The following is a 13,044-nucleotide window of genomic DNA, read 5'->3' as shown; positions in this document are numbered from 1 at the left end:
AACAAAATTATGTACAGCTTCGCTCATCATAGATAACGCGTTGTACAAGTCAAATGTTCTGTACAGCTTCAGCCGGTGCAGGGGTCATTCCAGGTGTTCGAGCAGGCGCCGCGCCGCTTCCTGGCCGCTGAGCCATGCGCCCTCGACGCGCCCCGACATGCACCAGTCGCCGCAGGCGTACAGGCCCAGGTCGGCATCGGCCAGCGCGCCCCATTCATGGCTGCTGCTCGGGCGGGCATACAACCAGCGATGGGCCAGGGTGAAGGTGGGGGCCGGCACGGCGCAGCCCACCAGTTCGGCGAAGTTGCCCAGCAAGTGCTCGATCACGGCCTCGCGCGACAGGTCGATGTGTTGCTTGCTCCAGCTGGCAGTGGCGTGCAGAACCCAGGTGTCGAGTTTTTCGTCACGCCCGGGCTTGCTGCGGTTGCGCGCCAGCCAGTCGAGGTCGCAGCCTTGCACGAAACAGCCCTGCATGGGGGTGTCCAGGGGCGTATCGAAGCCCAGCGCAATGGCCCAGGTGGGCTCCATCTGCACGCTGGCGGCCATGCCGGCCAGCTTGGTGGTGGCGCTGAGCAACTGCGTGGCCTGGGGCGCCGGCACCGCAATGATGACGCGACTGAACGGCCCGTGGCTGCCGCCCTCGGTGTCCTGCAGGTGCCAGTACTGCTTGCCGCGGAACACCTCGGCAATGCGGCAATTGAAGTTGACGGTGACATCCTTGAGCAGGCCGCGGGTGATGGCGCTCATGCGCGGTACACCCACCCAGCGGATCTGCTCGTCCGGCGAGGGGGTCAGCTGACCTTCGCGGTAGTTGTACAGTTGCGGCTTCCATTCGGCCGCCCAGCCCTTGGCCTGCCAGGCCTGGACCTGTTCGACGAAACGTCGGTCGCGGGCCGTGAAGTACTGCGCGCCCAGGTCCAGGGCGCCGGCTTCGCTGCGTTTGCTGGCCATGCGTCCGCCACTGCCGTGGCCCTTGTCGAACAGGTGCACGGTGTGCCCGGCCTTCTGCAGGGCCTGGGCGGCGGACAGGCCGGCGATGCCGGCACCGATGATTGCGATAGGAACAGTCATGATGGCCTCTTCGAACCTTTTGGAAACAGCCTACGCTGCCCGACAAGCCTGTACAATATCTCAAGCTTGTATAAGATTATTCCGCTCGACGTTGCAGGTTGGCCTATGTTTATCCGAGAGCGTTCGGTCAAAAAAGTGCCTTGAACTTAAAAATAGACCAGCGCGCGCCATGTGAGGACACAGCCATGCATATATTGCTGACCGGTGGTACGGGCCTGATCGGCAGACACCTTTGCCGCTTCTGGCTGGACAAGGGTTACCGCCTGACGGTGTGGAGCCGGCGTCCGGCGCAGGTCGCTCAGGTGTGCGGGGCAGGGGTGCGCGGCATTGCCCGGCTCGACGAACTGGGCGAGGAGCCGGTGGACGCCGTGGTCAACCTGGCCGGTGCGCCGATTGCCGATCGCCCCTGGACGTCGCACCGACGCGCGCTGCTATGGGCTAGCCGCATCACCCTCACCGAGCAGTTGATCGCCTGGCTGCAAGGCCGGCAGCAGCGCCCTGCGGTGCTGATCTCGGGGTCGGCGGTAGGGTGGTATGGCGATGGTGGCGAGCGCGAGCTGACCGAGCTGTCGCAGCCGGTCAAGGAGGACTTTGCCAGCCAGCTGTGCATTGCCTGGGAAGAAACCGCGCTGCGCGCCGAGGCCCTGGGCATGCGGGTGGTGCTGGTGCGTACCGGGCTGGTGCTGGCGGCCGAGGGCGGCTTTTTGTCGCGCCTGCGCCTGCCGTTCAAGCTCGGGCTGGGCGGGCCGATTGGCAGTGGTCGCCAGTGGATGCCGTGGGTCCATCTGGACGACCAAATCGCCCTGATTGATTTTCTGTTGCAGCGCGAGGATGCCAGCGGTCCTTATAATGCCTGCGCGCCGGAGCCGGTGCGCAACCGCGAATTTGCCCGACGCCTGGGGCGCGCGCTGCACCGCCCGGCATTCATGCCGTTGCCGGCGCTGGTGCTGCGCGCCGGGCTCGGCGAACTGTCGGTATTGCTGCTGGGTGGCCAGCGGGCGCGCCCAGTGCGCTTGCTGGCGGCAGGCTTCACGTTCCGTTACAACGATGTGCAATCGGCGCTGGATGACTTGTCCGCGCGCCTCTGAAAAGGATGTTGCATGACCGATCATGCTCTGCTGCTGGTCAACCTGGGTTCACCGGCTTCCACTTCCGTCGCCGACGTGCGTCGTTACCTCAACCAGTTTCTGATGGACCCGTATGTGATCGACCTGCCGTGGCCGGTGCGTCGCCTGCTGGTCTCGCTGATCCTGATCAAGCGTCCGGAGCAGTCGGCCCACGCCTATGCTTCCATCTGGTGGGAGGAAGGCTCGCCGCTGGTGGTGCTGACCCGGCGCCTGCAGCAGGCCATGGGCGCGCACTGGGCCCACGGGCCTGTGGAAATCGCCATGCGCTATGGCGAGCCTTCGCTGTCCACGGTGTTGCAGCGTCTGGCCGGCCAGGGCGTCACCAAGGTGACCCTGGCGCCGTTGTACCCGCAATTTGCCGACAGCACCGTGACCACCGTGATCGAGCAGGCCAAGGCCGTGGTGGCCGAGCACAAGCTGGCATTGCAGATGCCGGTGCTGCGTCCGTTCTATGACCAGCCGCTGTACATCGACGCGCTGGTGGCCAGTGCCAGGCCGTACCTGGAGCAGGGCTTCGATCACCTGCTGCTGAGCTTTCACGGTTTGCCCGAGCGGCACCTGAAGAAACTCGACCCTACCGGTTCGCATTGTTTCCAGAATGCCGACTGCTGCCGCAACGCTTCGCCCGAGGTGCTGGCGGTGTGTTATCGCGCGCAGTGCCTGCGTTCGGCGCAGTTGTTCGCGCAGAAGATGGGCCTGGCCGAGGGCCAATGGTCGGTGTCGTTCCAGTCGCGGCTGGGCCGGGCCAAGTGGATCGAACCCTACACCGAGGCGCGCCTGGACGAGCTGGGCAAGGCAGGCGTCAAGAAGCTGCTGGTGATGTGCCCGGCGTTCGTGGCCGACTGCATCGAGACGCTGGAAGAAATCGGCGATCGCGGGCGCGAGCAGTTTGTCGAGGCGGGCGGGGAAGAGCTGGTGCTGGTGCCGTGCCTGAATGATCACCCGCAGTGGGTGGAGGCGCTTACGCAGTTGTGTGAGCAGGCGGGTTAGGTAGTGCAGCGTTCGCCGGCAAGGCCGGCTCCTACAGGTTTGCGCGAACCCCTGTAGGAGCCGGCCTTGCCGGCGAAGCGTTTCAGATCAAGGCAAATGGTCGTCCAGCACCTTGTTCTTCCAGCCGTCATTGCCCGGCAGCAGCAGGTTGAGCGCAATGGCCACCACGGCGCACAGCGCGATACCCTTCAGGCCCCAGTCGTCCGGGCCGGTACCGGTGCCGACCAGCACACCGCCAATCCCGAACACCAGGGTCACAGAGACGATCACCAGGTTGCGCGCTTCGCTCAGGTCGATCTTGTGGCGGATCATGGTGTTCATGCCCACTGCCGCGATCGAGCCGAACAGCAGGCACAGGATACCGCCCATCACCGGCACCGGAATGCTCTGCAGCAACGCGCCGAACTTGCCGACGAAGGCCAGGCTGATGGCGAACACGGCCGCCCAGGTCATGATCTTGGGGTTGTAGTTCTTGGTCAGCATCACCGCGCCGGTCACTTCGGCGTAGGTGGTGTTGGGCGGGCCGCCGAACAGGCCGGCGGTGGTGGTGGCGATGCCGTCACCCAGCAGGGTGCGGTGCAGGCCGGGCTTTTTCAGGTAGTCGCGACCGGTCACGCTGCCCACTGCAATCACGCCGCCGATATGCTCGATCGCCGGGGCCAGGGCCACCGGTACGATGAACAGGATCGCCTGCCAGTTGAAGGCCGGCGCGGTGAAGTGCGGCAGGGCCAGCCAGGGGGCGGCGGCGATCTTGGCGGTGTCGACCACACCGAAGTAGAACGACAGGCCAAAGCCCACCAGCACCCCGGCAATGATCGGCACCAGGCGGAAGATGCCCTTGCCGAACACCGCCACGATGAGGGTGGTGAGCAGCGCCGGCATCGAGATCATCATCGCGGTGCTGTAGGGCAGCAGTTCGGCGCCGTCGCCGGCCTTGCCCATGGCCATGTTGGCGGCAATCGGCGCCATCGCCAGGCCGATCGAGATGATCACCGGGCCGATCACCACCGGCGGCAGCAGGCGGTCGATGAAGCCGGTGCCCTTGATCTTCACGGCCAGGCCCAGGAAGGTGTAGACGAACCCGGCCGCCATCACCCCGCCCATGGTCTCGGCCAGGCCGAACTGGCCCTTGGCGAGAATGATGGGGGTGATGAAGGCAAAGCTGGAGGCGAGGAACACCGGCACCTGACGGCCAGTGACCACCTGGAACAGCAGAGTCCCCAGGCCCGCAGTGAACAGCGCAACGTTGGGGTCGAGGCCGGTAATCAGCGGCATCAGCACCAGCGCGCCGAATGCCACGAAGAGCATCTGCGCGCCGGAGACGACCTGGCGCCAGAGCGGGTCGTTGAACTCGTCCTGCATGTTCAGGTGTCCTTCTGCTTGGTGCCGAAGATCTTGTCGCCTGCATCGCCCAGGCCGGGAATGATGTAGCCGTGTTCGTTCAGGCGTTCATCGATCGAGGCGGTGTAGATGTGCACGTCGGGGTGTGCACCCTCGACCGCCGCGATGCCTTCGGGCGCTGCCACCAGCACCATGGCGCGGATGTCCTTGCAGCCGGCCTTCTTCAGCAGGTCGATGGTGGCGATCATGGAGCTGCCGGTGGCCAGCATCGGGTCGATGATCATGGCCAGGCGCTCGTCGATCTCGGGTACCAGTTTTTCCAGGTAGGTGTGCGCTTCGAGGGTTTCCTCGTTGCGGGCAACGCCCACGGCGCTGACCTTGGCGCCCGGGATCAGGCTGAGCACGCCGTCGAGCATGCCGATACCGGCGCGCAGGATCGGCACCACGGTGATCTTCTTGCCGGCGATCTTCTCGACCTGTACGGTGCCGCACCAGCCTTGAATGTCGTAGCTTTCCAGCGGCAGATCCTTGGTTGCCTCGTACGTCAGGAGCGCGCCGACTTCCTGGGCGAGTTCGCGAAAATTCTTCGTGCTGATATCGGCGCGGCGCATCAGGCCGAGCTTGTGACGGATCAGCGGATGGCGGATCTCACGGGTTGGCATAGGGAAAGGCTCCGGGGGGCGGGCAAAAAAACCGCGCTAGAGTAATCTATTCGGCCGCAGGTGTCCTATAGGCATTGTGCACGTTAGTCCATAAATGCTTGATCTGATGCGTGAGGGTGCGTACCTTTTCCCGCTTTTCTCAACCGCAGCCCCCTGGAGAGCGTCATGTCCGCTGATCTCGAGCATATCCGTCAAGTCATGCGTGAAGCAGACTGCCTGCACAGCGAAGCCGAAGTCGAAGCGGCCATTGCCCGTGTGGGCGCGCAGATCACCGCCGACCTGGCCGACCGCAACCCGGTGGTGTTCTGCGTGATGAACGGTGGCCTGATCTTCTCCGGCAAGCTGCTGACCCATTTGCAGTTCCCGCTGGAGGCGTCCTACCTGCATGCCACGCGCTACCGCAACCAGACCAGCGGCGGTGATCTGTTCTGGAAGGCCAAGCCCGAAGTGTCGTTCATCGATCGCGAAGTGCTGATCATCGACGACATCCTCGACGAAGGGCACACCCTCAGCGCCATCATCGACTTCTGCAAGCATGCCGGTGCCAAGGCGGTGTACAGCGCGGTGCTGGTGGACAAGGACCACGACCGCAAGGCCAGCCCTGACCTGAAGGCCGACTATTGCGGTTTGAGCTGCGTTGACCGCTATGTGTTCGGCTACGGCATGGACTACAAGGGCTACTGGCGCAATGCGGCGGGTATCTATGCCGTGAAGGGCATGTAAAACCGGGTGGGAGCTGACTTGGCCCGCGAAAGGGGCGATGCGGTATCAGCTGTTTGCGGTGCCTGCATCGCGGGTCAGGCCCGCTCCCACAAGAGGCCATCAGCTTCGTACATTTCTCATGCTAGAGTGCCAGGCCGCCCCCAAGGAGCCTGCCATGCGCGCCATCCTCGCCCTCCTGCTGCTGACCAGCCTGCCCCTGGCCGCCGCGCCGCTGCACAGCCAGTTCCTGCCGCCCGACGACCTTACCCTGCGCCAGGAAACCCCCGAAGCCCAGCAACTGCTGCAGGTGACCCAGTATTCGGTGGTGGTCGGCAACCAGCGACAGTCCAACCAGCAACCGATACCGGTCACGGCACCGGTGCTGATGCGCCTCAAGGGCAAGCCCCTGAACAAGGGCGCCACCATCAGCGAGGTGCTGATCAGCTTCGACGGCGAAGGCAAGAGCCTGCGCAAACCGGCGTTCGACGCCAAGAGCCGCACCCTGACCCTCAACTATCCCGCCAGCCAGTACCGGGTGATTCTCGACCTGCTGCGCAACGACACCCTGTACGTGCAGTTCCTCAGCTATGCCAACGGTCATATCTGGGCCGATGTGCACACCGGCACCCTACGCGCGCGTTGAGCCACAGCGCTGCCGGGGGGTAAACTGCCGGCCCGTGAAAAATGTCCGTGATGGTTCAGTTGGAGTCGGCAATGCGTAAAGACAAGAAGCAAGTGATTGGTGATGAGATCAGCGACGACTACATCAAGTCGTTTCTCCAGTTCGAACCGGCCGATGCCAGCTCGCCCTCGCACCACAAACTGATCAAGGCCTATCGCGGCCTGCGCATCGATGACTTCGAACGTTTCGTCGGCTTCTTCGTCGAGGCCGGATACGATGTGGACGGCAAGGACGAGCACGGCAACACCTTCGCCCAGGTGATCGGCGACCAGCGCAATGCGCCCGAGTACATCGAGATCATCGACAGCGCCCGCAAGTGAGTACATCGCAGCCATGAAAAAACGCCCCGAGGGGCGTTTTTTCATGCATCACGCTTACGCGTAGCTTTGCGTCGGCTGGTTCTCGACCAGGCCCAGGGCCTCGTCGTTCTGCGCGCTGATCTTGTGGTACAGCGCAGCGTCGGTCGCCAGGACCTTCTCCCGTGCCGGGAAGATCTCGTTGAGCTTGGCCGCCCAGGCGCCCTTGGCCTGCTCGGGGAAGCAGCGTTCGATCAGTTCCAGCATGATCGACACGGTGACCGAAGCACCCGGCGAGGCGCCCAGCAGGGCGGCCAGCGAGCCGTCCTTGGCCGCCACCAGTTCGGTACCGAACTGCAGGATGCCGCCTTTTTTCGGGTCTTTCTTGATGATCTGCACCCGTTGCCCGGCCACTTCCAGGCGCCAGTCTTCGGCCTTGGCTTCAGGGTAGAAGCGACGCAGCGATTCCAGGCGCTGTTCCATCGACTGCATCACCTCGCTGACCAGGTACTTGGTCAGGTCGAAGTTGTCGCGGGCCACGGCCAGCATCGGCCCGATATTGCCCAGGCGCACCGACAGCGGCAGGTCGAGGAACGAGCCGTGCTTGAGGAACTTGGTGGTGAAGCCGGCGTACGGGCCGAACAGCAGCGAGGTCTTGCCGTCGACGACGCGGGTATCCAGGTGCGGTACCGACATCGGCGGCGAACCCACGGCGGCCTGGCTGTAGACCTTGGCCTGGTGGCGCTTGACCACCTCGGGGTTGTCGCAGCGCAGCCACTGGCCGCTGACCGGGAAACCGCCGAAGCCCTTGCTCTCCTCGATGCCCGACAGCTGCAGCAGCGGCAGGGCCGCGCCACCGGCGCCGAGGAACACGAAGCGGGCATCGACGTCGCGGCTGCTGCCGCTGTTGACGTCCTTGATGGTGACGGTCCAGCCGCTGCCGTTACGGCGCAGGCCGGTGACCTTCTTGCTGTACTTGACCTGCGACTCGGGGGTGTCGGCCAGGTGCTTGAGCAGCTTGTTGGTCAGGGCGCCGAAGTTGACGTCGGTGCCTTTCATCACGCGGGTGGCGGCGATGTGCTGGTCGGCGGGGCGGCCCGGCATCATCAGCGGCATCCACTCGTTCATCAGCGCCTTGTCTTCGGTGTATTCCATCTCGGCGAAGGCGTGGTGAGGCTTGAGCGATTCAAACCGCTTTTTCAGGAACGCGACGCCCTTGTCACCTTCGACGTAGCTCAGGTGCGGGATCGGGTTGATGAAGGCACGCGGGTTCTTGAAGGCGCCCTTTTTGCTCAGGTAGGCCCAGAACTGCCGGGATACCTCGAACTGGGTATTGATGTGCACCGCTTTCTTGATGTCGATGCTGCCGTCGGCGGCCTGCGGCGTGTAGTTCAGCTCACACAGCCCGGCATGGCCGGTCCCGGCGTTGTTCCACGGGTTGGAACTTTCCGCGGCACCCGAATCCATCAACTCGACGACTTCCAGCTTCATCGCCGGGTCGAGTTCCTTGAGCAGTACGGCCAGGGTGGCACTCATGATGCCGGCCCCTACCAGTACTACATCGACTGCTTCGTTCTGCGCCATTAACGCGTCTCCAAAAATCTTCAGCACCAAATTGACAGCATGGCTCCCAGGCTTGGCCGGGATTTCCATGTCCGCTACTTCGCAGGTTTTTCAACTTCCGCGGACACCACCAACCGGGCTTTGCGTTGCCTATGAACGCATTTTACCGCCCGTGCGGCAATTCGACTTATGGTCAAGGTGTCCATCGTGCGCTATGGACCGGCCTTAGTCACCCATCGCAGATGAGTGCTGTTGCCAGCTGTTTGGGGCTTTCAGGGACGCAGTTGCTGCTTTTACACATGCCAGACTGTTCATTGCTCGCCACACTCTCGTGAAGTTGTGAAAACCGTTTTTTCACGCTCTTTTGGAGTCGTGAACCTCAAAAAGGGTGTGCACGATGGCAAACCCGGCAGGTTCAGGCAGAGCAGAGCGCCGAAGGAACGCGGGCACACCAGCTTGGCAAGACCTGTGTGGGCGGCTCTCTGTGGGCGATTCGGGGATGCCGATGCAATGGCATTGGCGGTGCTGCGAGGCCCGATCAGGAGACGTCCTTATAATCGGGGGGAGATTATAACGAGGTCGCGGGCAGAAACGATCTTTATTAACGACTTTTGTTGCGCTTTGCTTCGCCGGCCACGCCGTGGCGGGCTGGCCTGCAGGGGGCAGGCGGCTGAACAGAGCGCTCACCGGCGCAGGTGGGCAGTCTACGCGGTCGATGATGAAACGATTGTGACAGTGGCTGGCCCCGATGGCTGGGGTGGTCCCGGGTGGTTATACTGGCGACCTTTGCTGCTATTCCTGGAGAGATGAGCATGTTGCAACGTTTGTTGTTCGGTTTGATCGCTGTCACCAGCCTGACCCTGGTCGGTTGTGCCCACAGCCCGCAACAACTCAGCCCGCAACCCAAACTCACTGCCCAGCTCGCGCCCGTGGGTCGTGGCCAGCCGGTGGTGGTCAAGGTGGTCGATGGTCGTCCTTCGCAAACCCTGGGTACCCGCGGCGGGCTGTACCCGGAAACCAGCGCCATCACCGTGAACGGCAATGACATCGTGCCCAAGCTGCAGGCCCAGGCCGAGGCAGCGGTGCGCCTACTGGGCTTCACGCCCACGGCGAACGCCTACAACGCCCCGCAGCTGACCGTGACCCTGGCCGAGCTGAAGTACCAGTCGCCCAAGGAAGGCCTGTACGTGACCGAGGCCACCATCGGCGCCACCTTCCGTGCCGACGTGTCCAATGCCAACCGCCGCTACAGCGGTCGCTACGGCGCCTCGCTGGACCAGCGCTTCGGCATGGCGCCCAACCAGGAAACCAACACCAAGCTGGTGGGTGACGTGCTCAGCGACGCCCTGACCCGCCTGTTCAAGGACCCGACGGTCGGTCAGGTACTGGGCGAGTAAACCCGCTGACGGCAAACGAAAAAGCCCGATGCCTCGTTGCAGGCATCGGGCTTTTTAGTGGGCGTGACCTGCTCAGGCGGCTTCGACGTAGAAGTCCAGCAGGCTGATGCCGGTGCCCTGGTCGACCTCCGGCAGGTCATGGTGGGCATGCCCGCCAAGTGCGCAGTACACCAGCCACTGGCGGTCCTGGACGTTGAACGCCAGGCCGTCGATCAAGGCCTGTTGTTCATCGCTGGGGGCGATCAGATAGAGGCGGTCCTGGTTTTCGGCGTGCAGCATGACAAGCTCCCTGAGTGTTGAAGGGCAATAGAGTGGCTTGTCGGGATGACGAACGTGTGACGGCCGGATTTAATTGTCATCGGTCGCAAAGTACGAGAGAGCCGCTGGCGCTTGGGTAGAATGCGCGGCGTGTCGAGGTCTGGTTTTTTATCGAGGTTGTGCGATGTCGTTGCAAGTGATGTGGGGGCTGCTGGCGGCCCACCCGGCCAAGCTGATCAATGTGCTGGCCTTGTTGATTACCTGCCCTGGCGGGTTGCTGTTGCAAGCGGCGCGGCGTCGTGGCGCGCAGGCGCTGGCGGGGCTGGCGCGTGATGAGGTGATGGTGGAGGGGATGAACCTGCGGGTGAACCGGTTCTACTACATCCTGGGGTTTTCGTGCCTGGCGATGGCGCTGCTGCTGTCGTGGTTCAGTACCTGGATCTGAGGTGAAGCCATCGCGGGTCAAGCCCGCTCCCACATGTTCTGCACTGTACTCAAAGCCAGTGATATCCCTGTGGGAGCGGGCTTGACCCGCGATACGGGCGACGCGGTCTAGAGCGCCAACCCCGCCTTGACGCGGTACTGGTTGCGCACCGGCATCGCATACTGCAGCACCAGGTACGGCTGGTGTTCCACCGGGCAGGCATCCAGGCGCCGCTGCCACTCGGCCTGGGCTCGGGCCAGCTCATCGGCCGGGAACACCTCGGCGGCCCTGGGCACCTGCAACTGCGGGTCGGCATCGGCCCACTGTGCATACGCCAGGTAATGCACCGGGAACAACCGGTAGCCACCCAGTATCTGCCGATCGATTTCCGCCGCCAGCTGCTTGGTGTCTTCGAAGTACTCGCTCACCGGCGGGGCGAAGTTGATGTGCACGCGGCCTTTGTAGCCGGTGATGCCCTGGGCGATGCTCACGTCATCCTCGCCAGGCGCCTTGCTGTAGGTGCCGGTGGTGGCGCGGATGTACAGCTCGCGGGCCTTGGCCTGGTCGCACGGGTCGTACTCGTAGCTGATCGACACCGGGCTCAGGTTCAGCGACTGGATCACTGCGCCGAACGGTTCGTCCTTGCGGCTCATGTGGAACATCTTGAGGATCGCCGAATCGGTGCGGTCGTCACCATCCTTGGCGCGGCCCTCGGCCTGGGCGATCCAGATCGAGGCGCAGTCGTTGCGGATCGAGTGGTTGATGTAGGCCGACAGCAGCTGATAGGCCGCCAGCTTTTCGCGCCGCCCGGTGATCGAGCGGTGCACGATGAAGCTCTTGTTCAGGCGCATCATGTCGCTGACGAACGGCTTTTGCAGCAGGTTGTCGCCGATCGCGATGCGCGGGGTCGGCAGGCCGGCGTGGTACACCGCATAGTTGACGAAGGCCGGGTCCATCACGATGTCGCGGTGGTTGGCCAGGAACAGGTAGGCACTGCCGGACTTGAACTGCTCGACACCGGTGTAGGTCACCCCGTCGGTGGCGCGGTCGATGGTGTGGTCGACGTAGTATTCGACCTTGTCCTGCAGGGTCGATACGCAACTGACCCCGGCAAATTCCTTGCGCAGGCGCCGAGCGATCAGCGGCTTGAGCAGCCAGCCGAAGGCCCCGGCCATGCGCGGGAAGCGAAAGTGGGTGAGGATATCCAGAAATGCCGGGTCGCTGAGCAGGCGCGCCAGCACGGCGGGCACCTCGGCGTCGTTGTACGGTCGGATGGCATCGAATTCGCCCATCATGCTCTCTTGTTGGAAACGGCTAGGGTAATAGTAGGGCTGCGGACTGAAAAACGGCTCAGACACCGGCAAGGCCTGTAAATAGACCGGCAATTATACGCACAAGTCACCTGGGAGACTGCGATGGTGGAATCTGCTTTCTATGATTGTCCTTACTGCGGTGAGCAAGTGGAAACCACCGTTGACCTGTCCGGTGGCGACCAGAGCTATATCGAGGACTGCCAGGTCTGTTGCCGGCCGATCGTGTTCGTGCTGCAGGTGCATGGCGAGGAGTGGATGCTGGACGTCAAGCGCGAGGACGAGTGATGCAGCGTATCTACGAGCCGGAAAGTCTGCTGGAGGCCGAGCTTCTGATCGGCATGCTGCGCAGCGAAGGGATCAAGGCGCACCTGAGTGGGCGCGACCTGATGGGCGCCGTGGGCGAGCTGCCGATGCAGGGGCTGCTGGGCCTGGCGGTGCCCGATGCGCAGGCCGAATACGCACGCCAGCTGATCGCCGCGTACAATGGCGCCCAGCCGCTTCCTGGCGACGAGCCGGAGAGTCTTCCGGGAATACTGATTTGCTAGGTTTTGCTCATGTGTGGACGTTACGCCCTGTTTCGCTGGTCTTCGGCGTTTGCCGCGCTGCCCGGGTTCCCGCCTGACCAGCAGGCGCAATGGAACATCTCGCCCGGCGCCTCGGTGCTGATCCAGCGTCAGTGCGAAGGCCAGCTGGAGCTGGCGCGGGCGCGCTGGGGGCTGACCCCGGCGTGGCTGACCGACCTGTCGCGCACCCCGGCCCAGGCGCGCGCCGAGACCCTGGCCGAGCAACCGATGTTTCGCGAAGCGTTTCGCCTGCGCCGTTGCCTGTTGCCGGCCAACGGCTTCTACGAGTGGCGCGGCACCGCGCGCAAGCGGCCTTACTGGCTGACGCCGGGCGAGGGGTCTTCGCTGTTCTTTGCCGGCGTGTGGGAGGCGTACCCGGTGCAGGACCAGGTGTGGCTGAGCACGGCGGTGGTGACCCAGGCCGCAGTCAACCAGCGCCGGCCGCTGATTCTGGATGCGGCAGGGCAGGCCGCGTGGCTGGACCCGCAGACGCCGCTGGTGAAGTTGCAGGAATTGCTCGCTGGCCCGCAGGCCGCCTTGCGCGAGCGGGTGCTGGCGAACCTGGTGAATGATCCGAAGTTGAATGCGCCGGAGTGCCTGACCCCGGCGTAAGTGGTGAGCCCTTCGCCGGCAAGGCCGGCTCCTACAGGCACTG

Annotated in this window: 16 protein-coding genes; 10 read left to right on the top strand and 6 right to left on the bottom strand. The window is 63.8% G+C overall.

Annotation, left to right across the window (positions count from 1 at the left end; genetic code table 11):
* Nucleotides 1-84 precede the first annotated feature (84 nt).
* Nucleotides 85-1,071: an NAD(P)/FAD-dependent oxidoreductase gene (locus DN387_RS21030; RefSeq protein WP_043864339.1), complete on the bottom strand. Its 987-nt coding sequence runs from the start codon at nt 1,069-1,071 to the stop codon at nt 85-87.
* A 185-nt stretch (nt 1,072-1,256) separates the two neighbouring features.
* Between DN387_RS21030 and DN387_RS21025 the strand changes: the two genes are divergently transcribed.
* Both DN387_RS21025 and hemH read left to right on the top strand, forming a co-directional pair.
* The gene (locus DN387_RS21025; protein ID WP_043864340.1) at nt 1,257-2,159 is read left to right on the top strand and encodes a TIGR01777 family oxidoreductase; all 903 of its coding nucleotides are present in this window, start codon (nt 1,257-1,259) and stop codon (nt 2,157-2,159) included.
* Nucleotides 2,160-2,171: 12 nt separating this feature from the next.
* Complete coding sequence (hemH, locus tag DN387_RS21020) at nt 2,172-3,188, top strand: ferrochelatase (RefSeq protein WP_054916237.1); 1,017 nt, start codon at nt 2,172-2,174, stop codon at nt 3,186-3,188.
* A gap of 87 nt (nt 3,189-3,275) precedes the next feature.
* Here the strand turns inward: hemH and DN387_RS21015 are convergent, their stop codons facing one another.
* Both DN387_RS21015 and upp read right to left on the bottom strand, forming a co-directional pair.
* Nucleotides 3,276-4,550, bottom strand: coding sequence for a uracil-xanthine permease family protein (locus DN387_RS21015; protein ID WP_043864342.1), 1,275 nt, complete (start codon nt 4,548-4,550; stop codon nt 3,276-3,278).
* Between the two features lie 2 nt (nt 4,551-4,552).
* Complete coding sequence (gene upp, locus DN387_RS21010; protein WP_054916236.1) at nt 4,553-5,191, bottom strand: uracil phosphoribosyltransferase; 639 nt, start codon at nt 5,189-5,191, stop codon at nt 4,553-4,555.
* Nucleotides 5,192-5,356: 165 nt separating this feature from the next.
* Between upp and DN387_RS21005 the strand changes: the two genes are divergently transcribed.
* The 3 genes from DN387_RS21005 to DN387_RS20995 all read left to right on the top strand — a co-directional run bounded on the left by DN387_RS21005 (nt 5,357) and on the right by DN387_RS20995 (nt 6,895).
* Nucleotides 5,357-5,914 carry a hypoxanthine-guanine phosphoribosyltransferase gene (locus tag DN387_RS21005; RefSeq protein WP_043864344.1) on the top strand — a complete coding sequence of 186 codons (558 nt, stop codon included), beginning with the start codon at nt 5,357-5,359 and terminating at the stop codon, nt 5,912-5,914.
* 154 nt (nt 5,915-6,068) lie between these two features.
* Nucleotides 6,069-6,536 carry a hypothetical protein gene (locus DN387_RS21000; protein ID WP_054916235.1) on the top strand — a complete coding sequence of 156 codons (468 nt, stop codon included), beginning with the start codon at nt 6,069-6,071 and terminating at the stop codon, nt 6,534-6,536.
* 71 nt (nt 6,537-6,607) lie between these two features.
* Entirely contained in the window at nt 6,608-6,895 is a 288-nt protein-coding gene (locus tag DN387_RS20995) for a PA4642 family protein (RefSeq protein ID WP_054916234.1), read from the top strand.
* A 54-nt stretch (nt 6,896-6,949) separates the two neighbouring features.
* On the opposite strand, the gene mqo is transcribed toward DN387_RS20995, so the two are convergent.
* Nucleotides 6,950-8,455 (bottom strand): malate dehydrogenase (quinone), encoded by a 1,506-nt coding sequence (mqo, locus tag DN387_RS20990; RefSeq protein ID WP_043864347.1) that lies wholly within the window; start codon nt 8,453-8,455, stop codon nt 6,950-6,952.
* 791 nt (nt 8,456-9,246) lie between these two features.
* Here mqo and DN387_RS20985 point away from each other — a divergent pair.
* The gene (locus tag DN387_RS20985; RefSeq protein ID WP_043864348.1) at nt 9,247-9,831 is read left to right on the top strand and encodes a YajG family lipoprotein; all 585 of its coding nucleotides are present in this window, start codon (nt 9,247-9,249) and stop codon (nt 9,829-9,831) included.
* 72 nt (nt 9,832-9,903) lie between these two features.
* Here DN387_RS20985 and DN387_RS20980 read toward each other — a convergent pair whose 3' ends face one another.
* On the bottom strand, nt 9,904-10,110 hold the full coding sequence (locus tag DN387_RS20980) for a hypothetical protein (protein WP_043864349.1): 207 nt from the start codon (nt 10,108-10,110) through the stop codon (nt 9,904-9,906).
* A gap of 163 nt (nt 10,111-10,273) precedes the next feature.
* Between DN387_RS20980 and DN387_RS20975 the strand changes: the two genes are divergently transcribed.
* Nucleotides 10,274-10,534: a hypothetical protein gene (locus DN387_RS20975; RefSeq protein ID WP_054916233.1), complete on the top strand. Its 261-nt coding sequence runs from the start codon at nt 10,274-10,276 to the stop codon at nt 10,532-10,534.
* 107 nt (nt 10,535-10,641) lie between these two features.
* Here DN387_RS20975 and DN387_RS20970 read toward each other — a convergent pair whose 3' ends face one another.
* Nucleotides 10,642-11,805, bottom strand: coding sequence for a 1-acyl-sn-glycerol-3-phosphate acyltransferase (locus tag DN387_RS20970; protein ID WP_043864351.1), 1,164 nt, complete (start codon nt 11,803-11,805; stop codon nt 10,642-10,644).
* Between the two features lie 123 nt (nt 11,806-11,928).
* Here DN387_RS20970 and DN387_RS20965 point away from each other — a divergent pair, with 123 nt between their 5' ends.
* Genes DN387_RS20965 through DN387_RS20955 form a run of 3 tightly spaced genes read left to right on the top strand, consistent with a single transcriptional unit; the run spans nt 11,929 to nt 13,001 of the window.
* A complete protein-coding gene (locus DN387_RS20965; RefSeq protein WP_054916232.1) occupies nt 11,929-12,111 on the top strand; it encodes a CPXCG motif-containing cysteine-rich protein in 183 nt (60 codons plus the stop codon).
* Nucleotides 12,111-12,371: a DUF2007 domain-containing protein gene (locus DN387_RS20960; RefSeq protein WP_054916231.1), complete on the top strand. Its 261-nt coding sequence runs from the start codon at nt 12,111-12,113 to the stop codon at nt 12,369-12,371. The genes DN387_RS20965 and DN387_RS20960 overlap by 1 nt, the downstream gene beginning before the upstream one ends.
* A 9-nt stretch (nt 12,372-12,380) precedes the next feature.
* Nucleotides 12,381-13,001, top strand: coding sequence for an SOS response-associated peptidase (locus DN387_RS20955; protein ID WP_054916230.1), 621 nt, complete (start codon nt 12,381-12,383; stop codon nt 12,999-13,001).
* Nucleotides 13,002-13,044: the final 43 nt, after the last annotated feature.

Origin of the sequence: Pseudomonas sp. FBF18 (assembly GCF_024261405.1) — a bacterium.
In the GTDB taxonomy this organism is placed as follows: domain Bacteria; phylum Pseudomonadota; class Gammaproteobacteria; order Pseudomonadales; family Pseudomonadaceae; genus Aquipseudomonas; species Aquipseudomonas palmensis.
Note: the sequence above shows the minus strand (reverse complement) of the source record. Positions and strands in the feature narration are given on the sequence as shown.